22 protein-coding genes and 1 other annotated feature are annotated in these 22,073 nt (G+C 53.3%); of the genes, 7 read left to right on the top strand and 15 right to left on the bottom strand.

The window, feature by feature from the left end:
• Nucleotides 1-52: 52 nt before the first annotated feature.
• From WH279_RS09555 to WH279_RS09525, 7 genes are all read right to left on the bottom strand, one after another.
• The gene (locus WH279_RS09555) at nt 53-1,357 is read right to left on the bottom strand and encodes an inosine/guanosine kinase (RefSeq protein ID WP_200641612.1); all 1,305 of its coding nucleotides are present in this window, start codon (nt 1,355-1,357) and stop codon (nt 53-55) included.
• 89 nt (nt 1,358-1,446) lie between these two features.
• Nucleotides 1,447-2,406: a ferrochelatase gene (hemH, locus tag WH279_RS09550; protein ID WP_200641397.1), complete on the bottom strand. Its 960-nt coding sequence runs from the start codon at nt 2,404-2,406 to the stop codon at nt 1,447-1,449.
• Between the two features lie 115 nt (nt 2,407-2,521).
• Entirely contained in the window at nt 2,522-3,166 is a 645-nt protein-coding gene (adk, locus tag WH279_RS09545) for an adenylate kinase (RefSeq protein ID WP_200641396.1), read from the bottom strand.
• Nucleotides 3,167-3,259: 93 nt separating this feature from the next.
• Nucleotides 3,260-4,162 (bottom strand): DMT family transporter, encoded by a 903-nt coding sequence (locus WH279_RS09540; protein WP_339456071.1) that lies wholly within the window; start codon nt 4,160-4,162, stop codon nt 3,260-3,262.
• Nucleotides 4,159-5,034 carry a DUF6024 family protein gene (locus tag WH279_RS09535; RefSeq protein WP_339456069.1) on the bottom strand — a complete coding sequence of 292 codons (876 nt, stop codon included), beginning with the start codon at nt 5,032-5,034 and terminating at the stop codon, nt 4,159-4,161. Before WH279_RS09535 ends, WH279_RS09540 begins: the two co-directional genes overlap by 4 nt.
• Entirely contained in the window at nt 5,034-5,432 is a 399-nt protein-coding gene (locus tag WH279_RS09530; RefSeq protein WP_339456067.1) for an NUDIX hydrolase, read from the bottom strand. The genes WH279_RS09535 and WH279_RS09530 overlap by 1 nt, the downstream gene beginning before the upstream one ends.
• Nucleotides 5,433-5,485: 53 nt before the next feature.
• Nucleotides 5,486-6,190, bottom strand: a complete 705-nt coding sequence (locus tag WH279_RS09525) for a hypothetical protein (protein ID WP_133845738.1) — start codon at nt 6,188-6,190, stop codon at nt 5,486-5,488.
• A gap of 207 nt (nt 6,191-6,397) precedes the next feature.
• On the opposite strand from WH279_RS09525, the gene WH279_RS09520 reads away from it, so the two are divergent.
• Both WH279_RS09520 and WH279_RS22730 read left to right on the top strand, forming a co-directional pair.
• Nucleotides 6,398-7,273: a LysR substrate-binding domain-containing protein gene (locus WH279_RS09520; RefSeq protein ID WP_200641392.1), complete on the top strand. Its 876-nt coding sequence runs from the start codon at nt 6,398-6,400 to the stop codon at nt 7,271-7,273.
• Nucleotides 7,274-7,542: 269 nt separating this feature from the next.
• Nucleotides 7,543-8,013: a transposase gene (locus tag WH279_RS22730; RefSeq protein ID WP_445235211.1), complete on the top strand. Its 471-nt coding sequence runs from the start codon at nt 7,543-7,545 to the stop codon at nt 8,011-8,013.
• 78 nt (nt 8,014-8,091) lie between these two features.
• Here WH279_RS22730 and htpG read toward each other — a convergent pair whose 3' ends face one another.
• The 4 genes from htpG to dnaX form a co-directional block, all read right to left on the bottom strand.
• Complete coding sequence (htpG, locus tag WH279_RS09515) at nt 8,092-9,966, bottom strand: molecular chaperone HtpG (protein WP_339456065.1); 1,875 nt, start codon at nt 9,964-9,966, stop codon at nt 8,092-8,094.
• A 100-nt stretch (nt 9,967-10,066) separates the two neighbouring features.
• Nucleotides 10,067-10,672, bottom strand: a complete 606-nt coding sequence (gene recR, locus WH279_RS09510) for a recombination mediator RecR (protein WP_154752341.1) — start codon at nt 10,670-10,672, stop codon at nt 10,067-10,069.
• A complete protein-coding gene (locus WH279_RS09505; protein ID WP_017799391.1) occupies nt 10,672-11,001 on the bottom strand; it encodes a YbaB/EbfC family nucleoid-associated protein in 330 nt (109 codons plus the stop codon). Before WH279_RS09505 ends, recR begins: the two co-directional genes overlap by 1 nt.
• Nucleotides 11,002-11,053: 52 nt before the next feature.
• Nucleotides 11,054-12,979: a DNA polymerase III subunit gamma/tau gene (gene dnaX, locus WH279_RS09500; RefSeq protein ID WP_339456059.1), complete on the bottom strand. Its 1,926-nt coding sequence runs from the start codon at nt 12,977-12,979 to the stop codon at nt 11,054-11,056.
• Nucleotides 11,654-11,715: a sequence feature (DnaX frameshifting element), on the bottom strand. (Overlaps the previous gene by 62 nt.)
• Before the next feature lie 489 nt (nt 12,980-13,468).
• Between dnaX and WH279_RS09495 the strand changes: the two genes are divergently transcribed.
• Entirely contained in the window at nt 13,469-17,032 is a 3,564-nt protein-coding gene (locus WH279_RS09495) for an autotransporter outer membrane beta-barrel domain-containing protein (RefSeq protein ID WP_339456057.1), read from the top strand.
• A 51-nt stretch (nt 17,033-17,083) separates the two neighbouring features.
• Here WH279_RS09495 and WH279_RS09490 read toward each other — a convergent pair whose 3' ends face one another.
• The 3 genes from WH279_RS09490 to WH279_RS09480 all read right to left on the bottom strand — a co-directional run bounded on the left by WH279_RS09490 (nt 17,084) and on the right by WH279_RS09480 (nt 18,971).
• Nucleotides 17,084-17,686, bottom strand: a complete 603-nt coding sequence (locus WH279_RS09490) for an Ail/Lom family outer membrane beta-barrel protein (RefSeq protein ID WP_339456055.1) — start codon at nt 17,684-17,686, stop codon at nt 17,084-17,086.
• Nucleotides 17,687-17,885: 199 nt separating this feature from the next.
• Nucleotides 17,886-18,437, bottom strand: coding sequence for an adenine phosphoribosyltransferase (apt, locus tag WH279_RS09485; RefSeq protein ID WP_133845746.1), 552 nt, complete (start codon nt 18,435-18,437; stop codon nt 17,886-17,888).
• 156 nt (nt 18,438-18,593) lie between these two features.
• A complete protein-coding gene (locus tag WH279_RS09480) occupies nt 18,594-18,971 on the bottom strand; it encodes a DUF454 family protein (RefSeq protein ID WP_339456053.1) in 378 nt (125 codons plus the stop codon).
• 67 nt (nt 18,972-19,038) lie between these two features.
• Between WH279_RS09480 and priC the strand changes: the two genes are divergently transcribed.
• The 3 genes from priC to rsmS all read left to right on the top strand — a co-directional run bounded on the left by priC (nt 19,039) and on the right by rsmS (nt 20,075).
• Nucleotides 19,039-19,575 (top strand): primosomal replication protein, encoded by a 537-nt coding sequence (gene priC, locus WH279_RS09475; protein WP_339456051.1) that lies wholly within the window; start codon nt 19,039-19,041, stop codon nt 19,573-19,575.
• Between the two features lie 68 nt (nt 19,576-19,643).
• On the top strand, nt 19,644-19,889 hold the full coding sequence (locus tag WH279_RS09470; RefSeq protein WP_339456049.1) for a GlsB/YeaQ/YmgE family stress response membrane protein: 246 nt from the start codon (nt 19,644-19,646) through the stop codon (nt 19,887-19,889).
• A 36-nt stretch (nt 19,890-19,925) separates the two neighbouring features.
• Nucleotides 19,926-20,075, top strand: a complete 150-nt coding sequence (gene rsmS / locus WH279_RS09465; protein ID WP_133845750.1) for a pleiotropic regulatory protein RsmS — start codon at nt 19,926-19,928, stop codon at nt 20,073-20,075.
• Nucleotides 20,076-20,082: 7 nt separating this feature from the next.
• Here the strand turns inward: rsmS and acrR are convergent, their stop codons facing one another.
• Nucleotides 20,083-20,721: a multidrug efflux transporter transcriptional repressor AcrR gene (acrR, locus tag WH279_RS09460; protein WP_339456047.1), complete on the bottom strand. Its 639-nt coding sequence runs from the start codon at nt 20,719-20,721 to the stop codon at nt 20,083-20,085.
• Between the two features lie 141 nt (nt 20,722-20,862).
• On the opposite strand from acrR, the gene WH279_RS09455 reads away from it, so the two are divergent.
• Complete coding sequence (locus tag WH279_RS09455) at nt 20,863-22,065, top strand: efflux RND transporter periplasmic adaptor subunit (RefSeq protein WP_200641382.1); 1,203 nt, start codon at nt 20,863-20,865, stop codon at nt 22,063-22,065.
• Nucleotides 22,066-22,073 lie beyond the last annotated feature (8 nt).

Raw genomic sequence — 22,073 nt, 5'->3', positions numbered from 1 at the left:
AGAAATCAGGTCGGCCCCTGACGATAATACGGTGACGCGTATTCCCCTTCCCTTATCGTTCCCAGTATGACTCTTCCAGACTGTCTTCCCGCTCCGGCAACCCACGGGTTAAACGCGGTGCATGCTGATTCAGTACCTGATAACTCACCCGATTAGCGTACTTACACACCTGTGCCAGCGAGGAGTAGGTAAGATAACTCCGTCCATGCTTGCTGGAGTTCGGTACGTTCGAACGATGGAAATTGTTGGCGGTAATATCGTGCAGCAGCGCCGCCAGTGCGCCATCCCCTGCCCCATTGGTATTCATGATCTTTTCCGGCCCGCCCATATAAGGTGCGATATGGGAAAAAATACGCAGCGGCTGGGTGCAGTCCTGATGGCGCATGGCGCGGCTGAACTCATACTGGTTAAACTCCGGGATCGCCCCCGGCAACAGCGGATGCTGCGTGGTACGCTTACCAGACTCCTCAGTAAAGGCCGCCATATACAGGCCGTTTGGTCCGGCAGTACACAGGACCAGATCCACCCAGTCGAGGGCAATATTCGCCGCCTGCAACGGATCGCGCTCACCGGTCAGCTCGAAAGCTTCATCTTCATTCATGGCCACCACAGAGACATGGTCACGCAGGAAATCACGCCAGAACTGCGGATTATCGGCAATCACATACTTGGTTCCCAGCGTCAGCACCACCGGGACGTTATGTTTCTTCGCCCAGTGGATTGCCTGCATGGTCGCTTCCGGCATCGGTTCACCCGGCTTGCAGCGCACCAGATAAGAAGTCAGCACCAGCGCAGATGCCCCGGCAATTACCTCTTCGGGAATGCTTTGTGGGCGTAGCTGGTTCATCATTCCCGGGCTGATGGCGAAGGTACGTTCACCGTTATCGCCGATCAGTGTGAAACAGCGGCCGATCGCCCCGTCCACGCCCTGCAAATAGTTCAAATCGGTTCGGCTGGAGGTATTACACAGGTAGCGGTAAGCGTAACCGCCAATCTGCACGTTATTACACATCACGCCCAGCAGTACTGAGCGGTCATCCGCCAGTACCGAATAGTTGTGCAGCGTATTGCCAATCGTGCCACCGGCAAACTGATGGGTAATCAGGTTATTATCAACCAGCTCGGCATACAGCGCCTCGGCGACATCATCCTCAATCACCAGCGAATGCCCGAGGCTCAGGCCATAACGTGCCACGAAGCCATCATCCACTTTGGCTTCAATATCAACGAGGATCTGATCAATACCGACAATCCAGCTGTTAGCTGCATCGTTTTCCGGCAGAACCGGCTGTAGTAAGGGATCACGCGCACTGACGGGGAAATAGTGTTTGGATTTACGTTTACCGGGGAATTTCATCATTGCAGGCTACAGAAGGGGTTCAGAGCGCAATCATAGCACAATTGCGCTCTGTGACGATCACCGAGGGAACATGGCCTGCCGCTGTTTTAGCGGTACTGGTTGACCAACTCCAGCATCATGGTGATATGAGCTTCATCATCATTTAACGCCGGAATGTATTCAAAACGCGTCCCCCCCGCATGGAGGAAGATCTCACGGTTCTCACCGTTAATCTCCTCCAGCGTCTCCAGGCAGTCAGATGAAAAGCCCGGGCTCATAATCTGCACATGCTTCACGCCTTTGGCAGGCAGGGATTTCATGGTTTCATCGGTGTATGGCATCAGCCACGGCTCACGTCCAAAACGTGACTGGAACGTCAGCATCGCTTCGCTGCTGCCCAACCCCAGTGACGCCGTAAGCGCGTTAAAGGTGTCATAGCAGCGCTGGGGATAATCATCACCTTCATTGGCGAAGCGTTGCGGGATGCCGTGGAACGAGGTCACCAGCAGATCGGGCTTGCCGTGCTGTGCAAAAGAGCGTTCAACCGAGGCCTTCAACGCAGCAATATAGGCCGGGTGCTCGGCATAATCACGGATAAACTGCACGGACGGCAGGCTGCGGTAACCCGCGAAGACGTCGGTAATGCCATCCCACACCGCAGCGACGGTCGAGCAGGAGAACTGCGGATAGAGCGGCAGGACAATCAGGCGATTAACACCCTGTTGCATCAGGCTGTCGAGAGCACTTTTCAGGCTCGGATTGCCATAGCTCATCCCCAGCTCCACAGGCATATCCAGCCGTGCGGCCAGCGCGGCTTTCTGACGCTGGCTATACACCATCAGCGGAGAACCTTCGTCCATCCAGACGGAAGCATACAGTTTTGCCACACGCGGAGAGCGCAGCGGCAGAATGCCGATATTCAGGATCGGCCACCACAACCAGCGCGGGGTATCGACCACGCGTTTATCGCTAAGAAACTGTTTAAGATAACGTTTTACGGCAGGTGTGGTTGGGGCATCTGGTGTACCTAAGTTAACCAGTAACACGCCGGGCTTGTCTTGCCTCATTGTTATTCCTTTTTACGGCATCGTCGGAGATGAAAACGAGACTTATTCTAGCGGAAAAAAGCGGGGGATAAACCAATTGCTGTGATTGAGCCAGGAGACCCTGGCTCAAAGAGCATTAACCGAGGATCTTCGCCAGCTCGGCGCTGACTTCAGACACGTTACGGGTGCCGTCGATCTTGTGGTACGCAGTATTACCTGCGGCAGCTTCTTTGCTGTAGTAAGCAATCAGCGGTGCGGTCAGCTCATGGTATTCCACCAGACGTTTACGTACGGTGGCTTCCTGATCATCTTTACGGATGGTCAGTTCTTCACCGGTCACATCATCTTTACCTTCCACTTTCGGTGGATTGTAGGTGACGTGGTAAACACGGCCTGATGGTGCATGCACGCGACGACCGACGATGCGATCAACGATCAGTTCATCTGGCACCGCGAATTCCAGCACGTTATCCACTTTGATGCCCGCTTCCTTCATGGCATCAGCCTGAGGAATGGTGCGTGGAAAGCCATCCAGCAAGAAACCATTACGGCAGTCTTCCTGAGCGATACGCTCTTTGACCAGCGCGATAACCAGTTCGTCAGTCACCAGTTTACCGTCATCCATAATCTGTTTGGCTTTCTGACCCAACTCCGAACCGGCTTTAACAGCGGCACGTAACATGTCACCCGTGGAGATCTGCGGAATACCGTATTTCTCCATAATGAACTGAGCCTGAGTCCCTTTACCTGCACCCGGAGCTCCGAGCAGAATAATACGCATTGCGTAAATCCCCTTGCGAATCGCTTAATTGATCACTTTATCTGAGGGCAAGAACATACCATTTTGGCCCGCTGTCCACAAGGAAGGGCGCGGTTATCCTGCATCCGCGTAACGTTGTAGCGATACCTGACGGCGGGCATACAGCGTTTGAGAAATCACCGCAACGATGATAATGGCGCCACCAATAACTGCCTGAATTGTTGGGATTTCGTCCATAAATAGAAACATCCATAATGGCGCCAGCGCGGTCTCAAGCAATAAAAAAAGCCCGGCATTGGCCGGAGAGACAAAACGCGTGGATAACGTGATTAACCCCATCGCCAGCGGCATAATTATCGCCCCTTCGGCGATCACCCAACCATATTGCGCAGCCGACAACACTTTCAGACTATCGACCATGTTTGAGTCCGGCCACAGCACAATCAACACCGATGCCAGCACCGCACCCAATGACGGTAAACCCGCAGTACCTCCCCTCACGCGTGAGGTAAAGATAAACGCCAGTGCCATAGAGACTGCTGTACCCAGCGCATAAACATTGGCAATGCCATTATGGCCCAGACCACGGCCTGACATCACAATCACCACGCCAACAATGCCCGCAAGCGAGGCCAGCATCACGCTGCGATCGATAGCCACTTTAAAGAACAGCCGGGTAATCAGTGCCGAAATAAACGGCGTGGAAGAGATAATCACCAGTACCGTCGCCACATTGCCCCGGTTCAGCGCATTGACGAAGCAGGCGGAAGCAATGCAAAAAAACAGCGCAGACAGAATATTGTCTTTGGTCAGCCACGGCGTGCCAAGAGTGGAGCGGCTCTGGCGCCAAAAGGCCCACATCAGCACGCAGACACCCCACATGCAAAGGCCGCGCAGGGCCACAATCAGCCAGGAATTTTCAATGCCCATCATGCGGATAAACACTGAATCCGTACTGAGAATCACACCGCCCATGATGCCAATCATATTGCCATTCACGGCAAAGGTACTTTTCATTTCACCTCCCACAGGGTGCTCAGTTTGTGTTCTACCTGTTCCGTCATATCGATAGGCTCACTGCCGTCACCCCGTACCCAGCATGACAAACGCAGGGTTTTGGCATGTGGGAAATAGCTGGCCCCAGCCGCTTTCACCTGCTGCTGCAGACTCTCGCTGAGCGCAGGAACAGGGAAACAGCTAAAGGGCAAATCCGGTGCACTGATTGAGGTGAAATCCATACCCGCGACATCGTTCAGCTCTACAGGCCCGACCTGCGCCACGTTATACGGCTGCCAGTGGGTGCTACGGATGTTTTGCAGTGCTTCTTCCAGTGGTTTTGCCGACGAGGTGGACTCTTCAAACAAACGCAGTTCACTGCGCATCAGGGTACTGAAGTCCTCAGGACGCAGGGCGATAACCGCAAGGCCGATGGTTAACGAGGCATGTTTATGGAGAGGGGCGACAAAAATGGAACTATCTGCAATCAGCTCGCCATGGCGGTTGGTGGCAAAACTGTGCGAGGCATCCACTACGCCTTTACCTTTACTGTCTTTCAGACTGTTGAGTTCACCGGTATACGGGTTGACGTGAGTAATGATACGCACGCTGCCAGGCTCGGTAAAATGTGAGGCCGGAGGGCTAAACAGCTCAGTAATGGGCAGATAATGCGCGTGTTTTGCCAGGCACAGTGTCGTTTCCTGCTTATGAAACAGATGCGACAAGATCACCAGTCCAACGCGTACCGACTGAACAAAAAACAGATCGTATTCTTGCAGCTGATATATGCGGGTTAACTCTTCCCGGAGTTCATCTTTCAGCATAGAAACTCGCTTATAAAACCGATCGCCATGGATCTGCTGTAACTGAGGGGAAAGTGAGGATGCGTCCATTAATTTATCAACTCTTGCTGGAAAAGCAGTGGCATAACGTTGTCACGGAAGATCGACCCGACAGCGATTTCACAAGGAGGCATGCGGTAATTCACCCAGGCAATCTCTTCGATTTCGCTGCCCGCACGCGGTTGCCCATCAATTTCAACGTGGTAAACATGATTCTCGATGGCCATCGCTTCAAATTCAGCCTGCCCGTGAAACAGGCCAAAAGGCCGGAAGCCTTTAATCTTCACACCCAGCTCTTCCTGAAGCTCACGCTTCAGGCAACTCAGATGGTCTTCTCCCGCATGTGGCTTACCGCCGGGGGAGATAAAAATCTCGGTGCCGCGTTTACGGGTCAGTAACAGCGAACGCTGATAAATAATAATGGCCGCGCATTTAACGATTATTTTCATCTCAGACTCCGGGTGACGTAACCCGCAGGCTACGCCACCTCTGACGTTCAGATTCAGGCAGCAGCGCTGGTTTTCAGCACCGGCGTCATCAGGGTTTCACCTGACAGGAAACGGACGATGTTGTGTGCCAGTGGCGCTTTGTCATGCAGATAAGCGAGGATCACATCATCATTCGGCGTCGAGAAGCTGTCGGCGAAAATACTGATCCCTTCCAGTGATTTGGTCGAAATACCCAGCTGCAGCAGGCGGTATTTCACGTCATCCGCTGACTGAGCAAACTCATAAATCGGCGACTGGTAGTTGATGTCGTACTGCGCCATCATCTCCATCAGGAAGGTTTTCGCGACCTGACGCTGCTCCGGGAATTCCATCTGATAATGGGTGATGCCATCATTAATGGTGTTAATGTCGTTGCGGTGGCAGAAATCGACCAGATGGGCATGGATTGCCAGTTTCTCTCCCAGCAGCACCAGGTTTTTACGATATTTCAGAATGTCACTTTCCAGATGTTCAATCGCAATTGAACGGAAAGCACCGCTGATATCGGCAATGGTATGGGCGACGACTAAGTCGCCAAACCGGCTTTTCAATTCATCAACACGGTGCGACAAAATGCCACGATGCAGTGAACATCCGCTGTTTCCTGACCAGAGGTGTACAGGGATACCCTGTAACATCAGATAACACGCTGCCAGGGTGCTATCACGACCGCCGGTAAACATGACGAGCTGTGTTTTTACAGAATGCTGATTTGTCATTTTCCTTTCCTTCGCATAGATGATGAATGTAATCGTGGGCTGACAAGGGGAAAATACGGCTGTGTAACAAGAGAAACCAGACGGGGGTGTTTGCTGGTGGCTGACAGGACAGCACCCCGACCAGGAAGCCAGAGTAGGGAAATTATGCTGGACTTGAAAATGATATAAACAGACACTCCTTGTTAGTTTTTCTAACAAGGTATGATTATGTCTGGCCTTCCTTCACTGCGTGCCCTGCGCTACTTTCATCAGGCAGCACAGCATCAAAGCTTCAGCCTGGCGGCGCAATCGCTAAACGTGACGCACAGCGCTGTCAGCCATCAAATCAAGCAGTTAGAAGAGTGGCTCGGCAAACCGTTATTTTTACGGGTGAACGGACGGGTGCAGTTGACCCCGGATGGCGAACGGCTAAAAGTGTGCTGCATACAGACCTTTCGCGAGATCGAATTGACCTGTGAGAAAATTCGCGCACGCAATTTGCACAGCCTGACCATCTCCTGTGCCCCCAGCTTTCTGGCACAGTGGCTGATCCCGCGTATCAGTCGTTTCTCAGAACGGCACAGCGATATTGCCCTCACCTTTCAGACCCATGTTGATATTGAGCGGGTACGCAGCGAGCATACCGATGTGCTTATTGTCAGCCACGAGCAGCCGTTGCAGGAGGATATTACCGCCACGCTGATTACCGTCGACTATATTGGCCCGGTATGCGCTCCGAAGTTCAGTCATCGTTTCACCTACGAGACAGATTTTTCCACCCTGCCACTGCTACATGCCGATACCAAACTGCACGCCTGGGCGGAGTGGGCAAAGAAAACCGGGGCAAGAGGCGATTTTTGGGCGGGCCGTCATTTCGACAATCTGACACTGGCGATTCAGGCGGCACGTAACGGAATGGGAATTATTATGACCCCGCAGATTCTGGTAAAAAAAGAGATCCGTGACGGGTCATTGATTGCTCCGCTGGGATTTGCAGAGGTGGATCGTGCAACATGGATGATGGCCAAAACAGCCCGTAAAGAAGAAGCAGAGATTGAGTTGTTTCGGCGGTGGTTGTTAGAAGAGGCGTCGATCGCAGGATAAAACGGGTCAGGCATGCGTGACCCCTATCGAGATCCTCAACAACGCCCGGCCGGGTCGGGCATGCCCGACCCCTACAGATTATTGCAACATAACACAGGACGAGGCATGCCTCGCCCTGTACAGCATCACGGTATATCGTAGGGGTGAGGCATGCCTCGCCCGATACAGCATCGCGGTATATCGTAGGGGCGAGGCACGCCTCGCCCGTTTTTTTGCGAGCCGTGCTGACGATATTTACTCCGAAAATACGCAATATATCCGGTACTGATATGCTCCCAAAAAAGGAGGATGTCATGCAACAAAGGAAATCTCTGCGCCTTAAACACTACGATTATCGCCAGCCCGGATACTACTATCTGACACTGTGCTGTCAGCAAAGAAGGCCACTGTTCGGCCACTGCTTAGAGTACCGCAGCTATCTTAATCCATACGGTATCATCGCCCGGGACTATCTTTACGCATTACCGCACCATTTTCCCGGTTGCCAGATCGACAGCAGTATCATTATGCCCGACCATCTGCACTGTATCTTAGTGATACCGGAGAGGTATCAGTTTTCGGTGGCGACACTCGTGGGCAGCTATAAATCGGCAGTGACGAATAGAGTACGTCGAATACATGTGGGGTTAACAGTATGGCAGCGAGGATATTGGGATCGGGTGATTCGCGACGAGGGTGAGTTGTATAACGTGCGGGAGTATATGTTGAATAACCCATTACGTTGGTGTTTACGGGAATAAAACAGGGTCGGGCATGCCCGACCCCTACAGATTATTGCAACATAACGCAGGGGCGAGGCATGCCTCGCCCGTGGCTCGTTATCCCAGCAGCAGCTGATTCATACGGCGGATAAACTGGTTAGGATCCTCCAGCGATCCCTTCTCTGCCAGCAGTGCCTGCTCCAGCAGCAGCTCAATCCACTCGGCAAAGCGAGCTTCGTCCTGAGTATCGGCAGCACGTTTCACCAGCGCATGGTCTGGATTCAGCTCAAACAGATATTTCACCTCAGGCACGTCCTGACCCGCAGCAGCAAACAGTTTTGCCATCTGAGTGGTCATTTCGTTAGCTTCAGTGGTGACGATGGCCGGAGTATCGGTCAGACGGTGTGTCAGACGCACCTCCTTGACGCGCTCACCCAGCAGCGTTTTCACACGTTCTACGAACGGCTCCAGCGCTTTTTCCGCCTCTTTCTGCTCTTCGGTTTCTTCATCAGCCAGTTTGCTTAACGCGTCATCCGCTTTGCTCACTGACTGGAAGGTTTTCCCGTCAAACTCAGTCAGGTAGCTCATCATCCATTCGTCGATACGATCGGAGAGCAACAGAACCTCGATACCTTTCTTACGGAACAGCTCCAGATGCGGGCTGCTTTTCGCGGCGGCATAGCTGTCGGCAGTGATGTAGTAAATCTTCTCCTGCCCTTCCACCATGCGGCTGACATAGTCTTCCAGCGACACGGTTTGCGCCGGGCCTTCGCTGCTGGTGCTGGCAAAGCGCAGCAGTTTCGCGATGGTTTCAGCATTGCTGCTGTCTTCTGCCGGGCCTTCTTTCAGGACCAGACCAAACTGCTGCCAGAATGACTGGTATTTTTCCTCGTCATCTTTCGCCACTTTTTCCAGCATTTGCAGTGAACGCTTGGTCAGCGCACCGCGCAGGCTCTGAGTAATGCGGCTGTCCTGCAGGATCTCGCGCGAGACGTTCAGCGGCAAATCGTTAGAGTCAATCAGCCCTTTGACGAAGCGCAGATAGTTCGGCATAAACTGTTCGGCATCGTCCATGATGAACACGCGCTGCACGTACAGTTTCAGGCCGTGTTTGTGGTCACGGTTCCACATATCCCACGGCGCCTGGGCCGGGATATAGAGCAGGCTGGTGTACTCCTGCTTCCCTTCTACCCGGTTGTGGCTCCACGTCAGCGGATCGGTGAAGTCATGGGCGACATGTTTGTAGAACTCTTTGTATTCGTCAGCACTGATCTCAGACTTGTTACGCGTCCACAGCGCCTGCGCCTTGTTGATTTTTTCCCACGTGGTGGTGTTGACTTCTTCATTGTGGGTTTCGATCTCAACCGGCAGTGCAATGTGGTCTGAGTATTTGCTGATGATGCCGCGCACACGCCAGGCATCGAGGAACTCATCTTCGCCTTCGCGCAGATGCAGAGTGATTTCGGTGCCGCGATCGGCTTTTTCAATGTCGGCGATGGTGTATTCACCTTCACCGGCTGATTCCCAGAACACGCCTTCTGACGCGGCAGCGCCTGCGGCGCGGGTCCGTACGGAGACTTTATAGGCGACAATAAACGCAGAATATAAGCCGACGCCAAACTGACCGATCAGCTGGCTGTCTTTCGCCTGGTCAGAACCCAGCGATTCAAGGAAAGATTTGGTGCCAGATTTCGCAATGGTCCCGAGGTTTTCAATGACTTCATCACGACGCATACCGATACCGTTATCACTCAGCGTCAGCGTACGATTTTCTTTGTCGACAGAAACGCGCACACGCAGTTCGCCATCACCTTCATAGAGATCCGGAGTGGATAACGCGCGGAAACGCAGCTTGTCAGCAGCATCTGAAGCGTTAGAGATTAACTCACGCAGGAAAATTTCTTTGTTTGAATAGAGTGAGTGGATCATCAGGTGCAGAAGCTGTTTTACCTCTGACTGGAAGCCACGTGTCTCTTGTCCTTTCATGGTCATTGCTACCCTCAACTAAAAACAGATGATGAACGTTGAGGTATTAAATGGGGGTGACATAAAGGATTTCAAGACGGCACGAAGGACTCGTGCCGTTGATTGCTCAGAATTTAAACTTTTGACGCCCTGCCAGCGAATGCGAGAGCGTAGTACCGTCAACCATCTCCAGCTCACCGCCCACCGGAACACCGTGAGCAATACGGCTGGCTTCCACCCCGTACTGTTCACACAGGCTGGCAATGTAGTTAGCGGTCGCCTCCCCTTCCACCGTTGGGTTGGTGGCGAGGATAACTTCAACAATCGTCTCTTTTTCCAGACGCTGTTCCAGGCGGTCGAGGCCAATATCATTAGGCCCGATGCCATCCAGCGGTGACAGGTGCCCCATCAGCACAAAGTAACGCCCGGCAAACTGCCCGGTCTGTTCAATGGCATGGATATCCGCCGGGCTTTCCACCACGCAGATCAATCCATTCTGCTGCCGCCGTGGGTTGGCGCAGATGGTGCAGATCTCCTGCTCGGTGAAGGTGCGGCAATCAGAACAGTGGCCGATTTCCGACATCGCCCGCGTCAGCGCCTGTGCCAGACGCATGCCACCGCTGCGGTCACGCTGTAACAGCTGGAATGCCATGCGCTGCGCCGACTTCGGCCCAACGCCTGGCAGGCAACGCAGCGACTCCATTAAGGCTTCAAGGAGCGGGCTGGTTTGCATCAGAATGGCATCTTGAAGCCAGGTGGCAACTGCATACCGCTTGATACCGCAGCCATTTTCTCTTTCTGGGTTTCAGCAACGCGGCGTGCCGCATCGTTGAAGGCCGCAGCCACCAGGTCTTCCAGCATGTCTTTGTCATCTTCCAGCAGGCTTGGGTCTACTTCCACGCGACGGCAATTGTGAGCCCCGTTGATGGTGACTTTCACCAGGCCTGCGCCTGATTCACCGGTCACTTCCATGGCAGCAATCTCTTCCTGCACCTGGGCCATTTTGTCCTGCATTTGCTGGGCCTGCTTCATCAGGTTGCCCAATCCGGCTTTACCAAACATAAGTTCTCTCTCTTCAGCTCAGGCCGCATCAACGTAACTGCGATGCGGCGGGTTAAACAGGTCGGATACTTTCTTCATCCACATCGGCATCGAAAAACCGACGCAGCGTCTGAATATGAGTATCGGTGATAATCGACTGACGCGCCTGCGCCAGCTTCTCTTCATAGATTTTTTGCCGCCATTCCAACGGCGTCAGCACCGCAGGATTATCATCTTCCACCACGGTTAATTCAATGGGGTGCCCGGCAACAGCATTCAAGGCATCATTTAGCGCTTTTTGCGCAGAAGGGGAATTCAGGTGACGCTGGCTGGAGCGCAAATGCAGGCAAATACCGCTATCGGTCTGCTCTTTCCAGGCGTTCAACGCAAGCTGTTGGACCAGTTTTGGTATCATCAGCATCGAAATTTCGGCCGCCCAGGGATCGCGTTCTAACGATTCCGCCACCAGCTTCACCATCAGCTCAGGGTTTTTCTCATGTTCCAGTGCCGTACGTAGCGCTTTGGGCGTTGCAACCACTTCGGCCTTCACTTCCGTTGGGTTTTGCGCTTTCCAGCGATAGGCCTCTTCTTTTACAGGAACCACTTCTGCCGCTGCCTGTTGCAGACGTTGCTGCCCGCGTTCGGTAACCGCAGCAAGACGCTCCAGTGCCGAACTCGCCGGCCGCGCACCCTGCGCTGCCGGCTCAGTCTTTTTTGGCTTACTCGCCCCCTGATGACGCAGCAGTTGCGTTCGCGCCTGGAGGAGCTGGCTGGTAGCGTCAGATAATCCCTGGAGGGGTGGCGCGTCCTGAGTCGGTGACGACGATGGCGCGTGGGGTACTGGCTCTGGTGTGGGTTCTGCCGGCGTCTGCAGTGTCATGGTTGGGCGCGCGACCGGATCGGCGATCACGGCTTTAGGGTGAAAAGCCAGTGCACGCAGCAACGTCATTTCCACACCCATACGGCGATCCGGTGCCAGCGGCAACTCTTTGCGGCCTACTAACAGCGTCTGGTAATAAAGCTGAACATCTGCGGGCGGTAGTACCCGTGCCAGTTCACGCAGCCGCTGTTCAATGGCAGCCATATCGTCGCCCAGTGCCGAAGGCAGCAGTTGAATCATTGCCACACGATGCAGCAGCGTGAGCATTTCAACCAGCAGCGCTTCCCACTCCACACCCCGCGCAACGGCCTGGTTGAGCAACGCCATGACCTCTGCACCCTCGGCATGGACCAGTGCTTCTATCAACGCCAGTGGCTGTTCATCATCTAGCGTGCCCAGCATGTCATTGACAGTGGAGGTAGTCACCTGCCCCTGGCCCATCGCAATCGCCTGGTCGGTCAGGCTCAGTGCATCACGCATACTGCCGTCAGCAGCGCGTGCCAGCAGCTGTAATGCACGGGTTTCAGCACTGATATGCTCAGCGTGCAGCACGTGCTCAAGCTGACCACGGATCTGCTCCTGATCCATCGCTTTCAGATGGAATTGCAAACAGCGCGATAAAATCGTTACCGGCAGTTTTTGCGGGTCGGTGGTCGCCAGCAAAAATTTTACATGTTCTGGTGGCTCTTCCAGCGTTTTTAACAGCGCGTTAAAGCTGTGACGCGAGAGCATGTGGACTTCATCGATCAGGTAAACTTTAAAGCGGCCACGTGCCGGGGCGTACTGCACGTTATCCAGCAGGTCACGCGTATCTTCCACTTTAGTTCGGGAAGCAGCGTCGATTTCAATCAAGTCGACAAAACGGCCCTGCTCAATTTCACGGCAGTTATCACACTTCCCACAAGGGGTAGCGGTAATACCGGTTTCACAGTTCAGTCCCTTTGCCAGTAGACGGGCGATGGTGGTTTTTCCGACGCCACGGGTGCCAGAAAAAAGATAAGCGTGATGGATGCGGCCAAGGGACAAACCATTAGCCAGCGCGGTCAGAACATGTTGCTGACCGACAACTTCAGTAAACGCTTGCGGACGCCATTTGCGGGCCAGTACCTGATAGCTCATTAAGACTTCATCATTTTTTTAAAAATTACTTACCCAAACCGTGAGAAACCGCAGTTTAGCCTGTTGACGAGTATCGGCAAGATCAACCGTGTTCACGGTCAATAAGCGGATTAAGGGAATGTACTATAACAGAAGGTCTACCTGTCGCCATGCTGTTACACGCTTATTTTGCCATGCAGACTTGCTCTTTTTCGACGAGAACAGGTGGAAAAAACCAATCAATTCATAAAATATCCAAAAATCGTTTTACCGCTACACGTAACACGAAATGCTAACTTCCTCCCCCGAAGTATGTGGCAAATTGTCCATGTTTTCCACAAAAGCACAGGATGTGCTTTCCCCCTGGATTAAAGGAATAACAGTGCAACAACGTTCCCCACACCTCTGATACGCAATCATCCGGTTTCCCATTTTCCGGAGAGTTGGCGCTGCCTTTTTTTCAAAGAATTGCCGCGCCACAAGGATCTCCACTTATTAACGGACTAATTTATGAAACATACAACAGCTAAACAGCTTACGGATCTTCCCCTTAAAAAGCACAGTCTGCGCTCCTCCATTTCTACACTGGCCTTGCTCTCACTGCCGATATTGAACGCCATCCCTCTTACCTCAGCTACGGCTGCAGAGATTCATCTTGGTGCAGCTGGAGCAACAGGTGCCAAAGGAGAACAAGGGATTGCAGGTTTGCCGGGCAGTGGGCGCAATACCGTTGCACCAGGCACGAACGAAACCCAGAGCTTCAGCGAGATGACAGGACGTCACACTATTACGCTAGGGGGTAAAGGTGGCAATGGCGGTGATGGCGCCGATGCCGGCCTTAGCGGAAGTGCGGGCAATGGATATCACGGGAGCCGCGGAGGCAATGGCACGGATGGCAAAAACGGTGAGGATTTTAACGCTGTTCCAGGCAGTAGTGGAAGCTCAGGCGGCAATGCCAACCCGGCGAAAGATGGAAGCAGCGGTACCCGTGGTGGCCAGGGGGGTGACGGCACTTCAGGACAAGCTGGTGGTTCAGGAACACTGACTGTTGAGGGCGGGGATGCCTCGTTTGACTCCATCACTCTGGGTGGTAACGGCAGTGATGGCGGTGCTGCAGGTAATGCCTCAGCAGGAACCGCAGGAGGGAATGGCGGTAATGGAGGCACCGGCGGTGATGGTGGCAACGGTGGTAACGGCGGCGATGGTTCCAATACAGAACACTTTAATGGTGGCGATGGTGGTGATGGTGGCCGTGCTGGTACAGGCGGCGCGGGCGGTATCGGTGCTGATGGGGCATCTGGTTCACAAGGTGGCAACGGTGGTCAGGCTGCCGCAGGCGGTAACGGCAAACTCACGCTAAATAACGGTAATTTTTCTGCCGATAAGATCACATTAGGGGGAACAGGTGGCCATGCTGGTGCCGCCAGTAACGGTTCTTCTGGTGGTCAGGGTGGCAACGGTGGCCAGGGTGGTGTAAGTGGCAGTTCTGGGACCCACGGCCAGCAGGGTGAAGAAGGTCAAGTCCCGGGGGCTGATCATACACACCCGGGTGGATCTGGTGGTACAGGTGGCACCGGAGGTAGCGGTGGTAAGGGTGGCAATGGTGGTCAGGGCGGCGCCGGTGCAATGGGAAGTGCCGGGGGCAACGGTGCAAAAGGGGGGGATGCCAGCCTGACAATAAACCATACCAACTTCACAGTAGGTGCCAACCTGCAGGTTGGTGGTGCAGGTAATCATGGTTCCCGTGGTGGAGATGGCGGAGGAACGGGCGTAAATGGCACCACATTGTCAGGTAACGGCGGTATTGGCGGCATTGGAGGAAATGGCGGCAAAGGTAGCCTTGGCGGTGATGGCGGAAACGCGACCTTCAACGTCAACACCAGCAATCTTAGCATTAACTCGATGACGCTGGGGGCTGACGGAGCCAGTGGTGGTGCAGGCGGAAATGGCGCTTCAGAGGCTATCGGTGGCCAGGGAGGTGCAGGCGGTCACGGGGGCAGCGGCACCTTGAATGTTGAGGATAGTCATATCGCCAATAGCAGCTTCCTCCAGCTGGGGGGGAACGGCAGCCAGGCAGGAACTAGCGGCACCGCTTCTGGCGGCGCGGGTCCAGGTCTCGGTGGCAAGGGTGGCAATGGGGGCACCGGGTCTGCTCTGTTTAAAAACAGTCGTGGCCAGATTGCCACTGACATCGTGCTCGGCGGCAAAGATGGCGGACAGGACACTGAGTCAGGTCTGGCGGGAAGTGGGCAGCTCACCATCGAAAGCGGTAACTACACAGCAGACAGCTTAACCATCGGCCAGGCAGGCACCCGTTACGGCAGTGAAAACCAGTATTTGCAAACTGGCGGCATCTTCACAACTGACAATACCGGGTTGCACTCGGGTGCACTACGCGTTAATGGTGGAATGTTTGCCAGTACGCACCTTGACGCCTCACAAGGGAAGATGGATGTCATGGGCAAGGGTACCGTGATTATCGGAACTCGCGAACTGAACGCTGAACGCTGGCAGCAAGGCGCCGGTTGGATGGCCCGGCAACAGTCTGCCCCGTTTGCCGGCACGCTGGCTATCGCGGCAGGTGAAACCGTCGATTTGTCCAGCCCGGATCTTCACTGGAGTATTGGCAGCGACAGCCATCTGAATCGATTCGATGATGCATCACTGACGATCGTTTCCGCGAAACCCTATGTGGATCAGGGTTCATCCGCCCTGCTGATCGGAGACGGGAGCGTGTCCTCGGCTGCGAAGATGCTGGTCATCGCAGATGACAATCTCAAAACGGGGGAACGTTTCATCGCCAGCGAAGGAGGCAATGCGACGGAGGGTTTCTGGCAACAGCAGAATATTACCAGCAGTAGCCGTTTGTTTAATATGGGCAGCAGTGTGGAGGGCAATAGCCATCATCTGACCGCTGAACGGGCCAGTCAGCCGCTCCTGCCACAGGACACACAGGACCTGATGGCCAATATGGCTAAAACACAGGGTGTCAATACTCACTCTGACGATGCAGGCCAGCGCTTTATTTCCCAGGCAATGGATATTCGTTACATCAGCGAAGAAGTTCTCGCCAGTAAAATCGTGCAGTCAGCATTACATCTCGCCTCTGTGGTGGGTGTACAGCACAGCACCTTTATGGCGCTGTCAGCGGCTCGTCATGCCGTTGAGCATCATCTCTCTGGTATTGCCTCAATGCCCGGGGCACAGGCTGCGACAGGCGTTAATCTATGGGCAACGCTACTGTCTGATAACAGCAGTTCTCGTGGGTTTTCTTCAGGGCGTTGGCAGGCTCGCTCTTCTGCGAATCTCGGTGGACTGGCATTAGGGAGCGATTACCGCTTTGATGCCGGCGATTTCGGCATGATGACGACCGGTCTGGCGCTGAATACGGGCGGGGGCAAAAGTACCAGTCATGGAAACGTGAGCCCAACGCGTAATGACTTCAACTTTTGGGGAAGCTCGCTGTACAGCAGCTGGCAGCAAGGCGCGCTGAATGTGATGGCAGATGTCAGCTACACCGGCAGCCGCAACAGAATGAAACAACAAAGCCCGGCGGAGATTGAAGGTGGGTCACTGCGGGCCAGAATGAACAGCTGGGCGCTGAGCAGTGGAATCAAGGCCAGTTACCAGTGGAACAACAAACTGGCCGATGTGACACCCCATGCGGGAATACATTATACGCGACTGCAAAGCGAGGGCTTTGCGACGCATAACGAGCTGGGAAGAATGTTTGAAACGGGGCGTGACTCACAGAAAATCTGGTCATTCCCACTGGGCGTTTCACTGTCCAAAACGTTCACAACCCAAGCAGGCTACCAGGTTAAGCCTTTACTGGACCTGACGTGGACCGGCAACAGCGGTGACGTCAGAGCGAACAGCCGTAGCTGGCTTCCTGGTGAGGAAGCCAGCTACTCAATGACCGATTCAAGCATCACTGATCATTCGGTGTTCACTGGTAACATTGGGGTTGAGCTGTCGCACGACCAACTGTCTTACAGCCTTAACTACCAGTTGAATGAGTCATCGCACATCACCGATAACACCATTTATGCCGGGATCAGGTTCGCGTTCTAATGACTATCAGGGGCAGCTTTTCTGCCCTTTTTTTTACTCTTCGTCTTCCAATCAAAATCGATAACCCACCCCAGCATTAAAGCCGTTGCTGGACGTTTTCTGCACCTGTCCGGCCTGGTAGCCAACATCCACTACCACATTATCCATCAGGTTGAACTGCATCCCTGTTCCCCAGGCAAAACGCGCATCAAAGATTCTATAGCGCCCGGTACTGTCCCCGCCAGGGTTGTGGTAGTCAATCTGGTTGCTGCTGCTTTCCCAGCCTGCCCCGCCCAGCAAGTAAAAACTGGCCCAGCTCGTCGCCCGCCACGCAGGCCCGACCATCAGGCTGTAGTAACGCACGCGGTGGTGCTTCACCTCACGGGCATCGCTTCCCCCGACACTCTGGCTCCCCCTGCTGCTCATGCCGCTGAAAGAGACCATCGCGCTCAGAGGTAATTCCGGGATTTCATAGCGATACTTCGCGTTGACCCCTTTCATGGCTTTGAAATGTGAGATGTGGCTTTCAGTGTAACCCAGCGTGAAAGTATGCCGCCCGCTAAAGCTTTCCGGCGGAGAGTCCTGCTGTAACGGCTTTTGTGTGGTGCTGGCAGCAACGTCTTCAGCCCCGGCAAGCAGGGGAAAAAGCAGCAATGCAGTCATGGTTTTTTTCATTTCACTCTTCCCTGACGCCTGTGAAATCTTAGCCTGATGTTGGCTGTCGTATTTTAGAGCAGAGAATCAACCGTTCGCCGCGAATCGTGCCGAAGAGCGGGCGAGCGCATTTTTAGTATTGATAAAGGGGGCGGGAAGCGAAAAGCGGGAAACAGAAGAGAGTCGTAACAAGGCCGGGGTTAACCCGGCCTGATCAAGCTTAGTGACCGGGGAAGTTCACCAGGCTGTAGCTTTCAATACCCTGCGCTTTCAGGCGAGATTCGCCGGTCAAATCAAACAGGTTAATGATAAATGCGGCGTCTTTTACGCTGCCACCTGCACGACGAATCAGCTTCACCGTTGCTTCAATGGTGCCACCCGTTGCCAGCAGATCATCGATCACCAGCACAATATCACCCGGCTGAATCGCATCACAATGCAGTTCCAGCGTGTCTGTGCCGTATTCCAGCTCATAGGTTTCAGCAAAGGTTTTACGTGGCAGTTTGCCCGGCTTACGGACTGGCACAAAACCTACGCCCAGCCCAAGCGCAACCGGTGCACCGAACAAAAACCCTCGAGCCTCAGTGCCCACAACTTTGGTGATGCCAGCGTCACGATAGCGTTCAACCAACAGTTCAATGCTCAATGCAAACGCTTTCGGATCTTCCAGCAGGCTGGTCACGTCACGAAAGAGAATACCCGGCTTTGGATAATCCGGGATGCTTTTGATACTGTTTTTAATCAATTCAAGCTGCTGCGCAGTCGCGGTCATAATGTTATGCCTGGTAAATACAAATCTGACTCGCGCAGCTTCATTTCACGCTGCGGCAGGGTTGCCGGGTGAAATTCAGACGTTGAGGGGAAGCCGCGCACGAAAACGACCAAATCTATGCAAACCGCCGGACAATTGCAACCGTGTTAAGCAAAATCACAACTTTTCTTGCCCTTCGTCAACCACGGGTAAACGAATCATAAAGACCAGCAACACGCAGAGGATCACCAACAGTAACAGGCGTACCCAAAGGATCTTGACCATCCACAGCGAAAAAGCAAAGGTGATCAGAATAAACAGGATAGCCCTGCCCTTAGCACCTGGAGGCATCGCCCGGTGCTGCTGCCAGTGGCGCAAATATCGACCAAATACCGAGCGGTGCAGCAGCCAGTAATGAAAACGCGGTGAAGAACGGGCAAAACACCAGGCGGCCAGCAGCAAAAATGGCGTGGTTGGCAGCAACGGCAACACTACTCCCAACGTCGCTAACACCACAGCAAGCCAGCCTAAAACAATAAGAATATAACGTTGCATGGCACACCCGGAAAAATGTCTCAGAATCAGGGTATCATACAGAGCATTACCGCCACGGAGAATTAAGATGAAAAGCGCAGGTTTACTGCAACAACTCGATATGCAACTCGAACAACTTGCGCGCGCCGTGGAACCTCATGCCAATAATCGCACTGCACAGGCGCGCTTCGATATTAAATTATTTCACTGTCACACCACCCGACTGGGCGATTATTTACTGGAAGTGCGCCAGACGATGGAACAGCTGAAACAAAGCGTACGTGATAATCGCATGGAGAGCGTGGCCTGGATGGCTGAACGGGTGGTGATGCAAATGAGCGCTCTGCAACGTGAGCTGGCAACGCAGAAAATGCGTCGCAGCGAGTCTCGCCCGGTTCCGGTCAAAGAGAATTTGTATGAGAAACTGGCAGAGCACCAGGATTTTGAACGTCGCTTACGTGCCATGATTATCGACCGTGAGAGTCTGCTTGCCGTGCAGGAAACGCTGACGCAACAGCAACAGTTGCAACGTGAAATCGCGGCCCTCGAGGGACGGTTACAGCGATGTTTGCAAGCCCTCAAGCGAATTGAACGCGGCATTGAAAATCGTGAACGTAGCAGCTAGCCTCGTCCTCATTCCTTGCCGGTGCCGGGACGATAACAATCACATTTCCCTGTAAATGGAGAGCGAAAATGGGTCTGATTTTCTGGATAATCATCGGTCTTCTGGTGGGCTTTATTGCGCGCTATTTTTTTCCTGGCCGCCCGGGCGGGCTAGTACCCACATTGGTACTTGCCACTGTGGGTGCGTTGATTGGTGGCTATATTAGTACCTATATGAATAACGGCACGCTTGCCACCTTCGACCCACACACGATGCTGACTGCACTGGTGGGTGCACTGGTAATGACGGGCATCGTCAAAATTTTACGTATCTGACCGCTGATTGTCTGCATTCAGAAATAAGGAGAAAGTATGTCACTGGAAACCGCGCCGGAAGAAATCAAACTCGCCGTTGATTTGATTATGCTGCTGGAAGAAAATCACGTTGCACCAGAGACGGTCCTGGCTGCGCTGGCGATTGTACAGCGGGACTTTGAGCAGAAAGTCGCCAGCCAGTCATAATCGGTGGTTAAACTGGCTTACGTAGCGTCGGACAGAGCGCCAGCATATCAATGAGGGTTGCCACTAATTGCGGCGCATCACCGGCTAAATCAAAACTGCTCGGCATGAATAACCAGTTTTCCATGATGCCACTGATGTAGCCACGCATCACAACAGCAGCACGCCGGGTATCCAGATTTTCGGGGAGTTGTTTTGCATCAATGCACTGCGCTAAAACCTCTTCTATCTTTTCATAACATTCCAGATAGAGATTTTGTTGCATCAGTTGTAGGGTAGTCATTTCTCCAACAAACTCACATTTGTGGTAAATAATTTCCATAAGTGCACGTCTTCTTGGGTCACTGGCTGCTGCGTCAAGGACATACAACAACATTGCGCGCATTACAGATAGTGGATCCGAAGGATATTTTGATTGATACTCAAGCTCCAGGTCCGCCATTCCGGATTCGGATTGCGCCCAGATTTCATTCAGCAAATCAGTTTTATTTTTGAAATGCCAGTAAATAGCACCCCGCGTCACGCCAGCACTTGAGGCAATATCCGCCAGTGACGTTTTGGATACGCCATGTTCAGAGAAGCGCTTAATTGCGGCATCAATGATGTGATTGCGCGTTTCCTGCGCCTGTTGTTTGGTATTTCGTGCCATGAGGGTGTGATTTACAAAGGGTTAGACTTACATACATTTCCGAATGTATGTACCATATCACGACCATAATTTAAACGCAGCAATGGGTTTATGGGTTTGTAATCCATTGAACAATCGATATCGGACACTCGAGGTTTATTTATGAACAAAAACAGAGGGTTAACGCCTCTGGCGGCCGTTCTGATGCTCTCAGGCAGCTTAGTGCTAACGGGTTGTGACAACAAAGATTCTCAGCAAGCCGGACAGCAGCAGCAGGCACCTGAAGTGGGTATCACAACGTTGAAAAGCGCCCCGCTTAAAATTACTACCGACCTGCCAGGTCGAACCTCATCTTTCCGTATTGCAGAAGTTCGCCCACAGGTATCTGGCATTATTCTGAAACGCAACTTTGTTGAGGGTAGCGATATCAAGGCTGGCGAGTCTTTATATCAAATTGACCCCGCCACATATCAAGCTGCTTACAGCAGTGCAAAAGGTGATCTGGCACAGGCACAAGCCAATGCACAAATTGCCGCATTAACGGTAAAACGCTACAAGCCTCTGTTGGGCACCAAGTACATCAGCCAGCAGGACTACGACCAGGCAATGGCAACGCAAAGCCAGACCGCCGCTGCCGTTCAGGCTGCTCAAGCGACAGTAGAAACAGCGCGCATCAACCTCGCCTATACTCGGGTGACCTCGCCTATCAGCGGTCGCATCGGTAAATCATCGGTGACGGAAGGCGCGTTAGTCGCCAGTGCGCAAACCACTGCGCTGGCAACCGTACAACAACTTGACCCTATCTATGTTGATGTGACCCAATCCAGCGAAGATTTCATGCGCCTGCGTGATGAACTGAATACCGGCAAACTTCAGCAGACTAACGGTAAAGCTGAAGTCAAACTACTGATGCAAAATGGTAGCGAATACGCGCAGAGTGGAACATTAGAATTCTCTGATGTGACTGTGGATGAAACCACAGGTTCCATCACATTACGTGCCGTGTTCCCTAACCCTGATCACAGTCTGCTGCCAGGTATGTTCGTACGTGCCCGTCTGGATGAAGGCACCAACCCGAATGCGCTGTTGGTTCCTCAACAGGGTGTGACCCGTACGCCAACCGGTCAGGCAACTGCCATGGTGGTGGGCGCGGACAACAAGGTTGAAGTGCGTAATCTGACTGCCGACCAGGCATTTGGTGATAAGTGGCTGGTGTCTGCCGGTCTGAAAGATGGCGATCGTGTGATTGTGACCGGTCTGCAACGCGTGAAACCTGGTGCAACGGTAACGCCTCAGGAAGTCAGCGATGACAGCGCCAAAGCAGGTTCCGAGTCTCAGGCGAAGTCTGAACAACCGAAGTCTTAACAGGAGCC

Origin of the sequence: Erwinia sp. MYb375, from assembly GCF_037479175.1 — a bacterium.
GTDB classification, from domain to species: domain Bacteria; phylum Pseudomonadota; class Gammaproteobacteria; order Enterobacterales; family Enterobacteriaceae; genus Erwinia; species Erwinia rhapontici.
Note: the sequence above shows the minus strand (reverse complement) of the source record. Positions and strands in the feature narration are given on the sequence as shown.

Excerpts from the sequence above, each read along its gene's own strand:
- WH279_RS09555 (WP_200641612.1), bottom strand. The coding sequence starts at position 1,357 with ATGAAATTCCCCGGTAAACGTAAATCCAAACACTATTTCCCCGTCAGT.
- apt (WP_133845746.1), bottom strand. The coding sequence starts at position 18,437 with ATGACCGCGACTGCGCAGCAGCTTGAATTGATTAAAAACAGTATCAAA.
- dnaX (WP_339456059.1), bottom strand. The coding sequence starts at position 12,979 with ATGAGCTATCAGGTACTGGCCCGCAAATGGCGTCCGCAAGCGTTTACT.
- WH279_RS22730 (WP_445235211.1), top strand. The coding sequence starts at position 7,543 with ATGCTCCCAAAAAAGGAGGATGTCATGCAACAAAGGAAATCTCTGCGC.
- WH279_RS09520 (WP_200641392.1), top strand. The coding sequence starts at position 6,398 with ATGTCTGGCCTTCCTTCACTGCGTGCCCTGCGCTACTTTCATCAGGCA.
- WH279_RS09525 (WP_133845738.1), bottom strand. The coding sequence starts at position 6,190 with ATGACAAATCAGCATTCTGTAAAAACACAGCTCGTCATGTTTACCGGC.
- WH279_RS09490 (WP_339456055.1), bottom strand. The coding sequence starts at position 17,686 with ATGAAAAAAACCATGACTGCATTGCTGCTTTTTCCCCTGCTTGCCGGG.
- WH279_RS09535 (WP_339456069.1), bottom strand. The coding sequence starts at position 5,034 with ATGGACGCATCCTCACTTTCCCCTCAGTTACAGCAGATCCATGGCGAT.
- rsmS (WP_133845750.1), top strand. The coding sequence starts at position 19,926 with ATGTCACTGGAAACCGCGCCGGAAGAAATCAAACTCGCCGTTGATTTG.
- adk (WP_200641396.1), bottom strand. The coding sequence starts at position 3,166 with ATGCGTATTATTCTGCTCGGAGCTCCGGGTGCAGGTAAAGGGACTCAG.
- recR (WP_154752341.1), bottom strand. The coding sequence starts at position 10,672 with ATGCAAACCAGCCCGCTCCTTGAAGCCTTAATGGAGTCGCTGCGTTGC.
- WH279_RS09530 (WP_339456067.1), bottom strand. The coding sequence starts at position 5,432 with ATGAAAATAATCGTTAAATGCGCGGCCATTATTATTTATCAGCGTTCG.
- hemH (WP_200641397.1), bottom strand. The coding sequence starts at position 2,406 with ATGAGGCAAGACAAGCCCGGCGTGTTACTGGTTAACTTAGGTACACCA.
- WH279_RS09540 (WP_339456071.1), bottom strand. The coding sequence starts at position 4,162 with ATGAAAAGTACCTTTGCCGTGAATGGCAATATGATTGGCATCATGGGC.
- priC (WP_339456051.1), top strand. The coding sequence starts at position 19,039 with ATGAAAAGCGCAGGTTTACTGCAACAACTCGATATGCAACTCGAACAA.
- WH279_RS09495 (WP_339456057.1), top strand. The coding sequence starts at position 13,469 with ATGAAACATACAACAGCTAAACAGCTTACGGATCTTCCCCTTAAAAAG.
- WH279_RS09470 (WP_339456049.1), top strand. The coding sequence starts at position 19,644 with ATGGGTCTGATTTTCTGGATAATCATCGGTCTTCTGGTGGGCTTTATT.
- htpG (WP_339456065.1), bottom strand. The coding sequence starts at position 9,966 with ATGACCATGAAAGGACAAGAGACACGTGGCTTCCAGTCAGAGGTAAAA.
- WH279_RS09455 (WP_200641382.1), top strand. The coding sequence starts at position 20,863 with ATGAACAAAAACAGAGGGTTAACGCCTCTGGCGGCCGTTCTGATGCTC.
- acrR (WP_339456047.1), bottom strand. The coding sequence starts at position 20,721 with ATGGCACGAAATACCAAACAACAGGCGCAGGAAACGCGCAATCACATC.
- WH279_RS09505 (WP_017799391.1), bottom strand. The coding sequence starts at position 11,001 with ATGTTTGGTAAAGCCGGATTGGGCAACCTGATGAAGCAGGCCCAGCAA.
- WH279_RS09480 (WP_339456053.1), bottom strand. The coding sequence starts at position 18,971 with ATGCAACGTTATATTCTTATTGTTTTAGGCTGGCTTGCTGTGGTGTTA.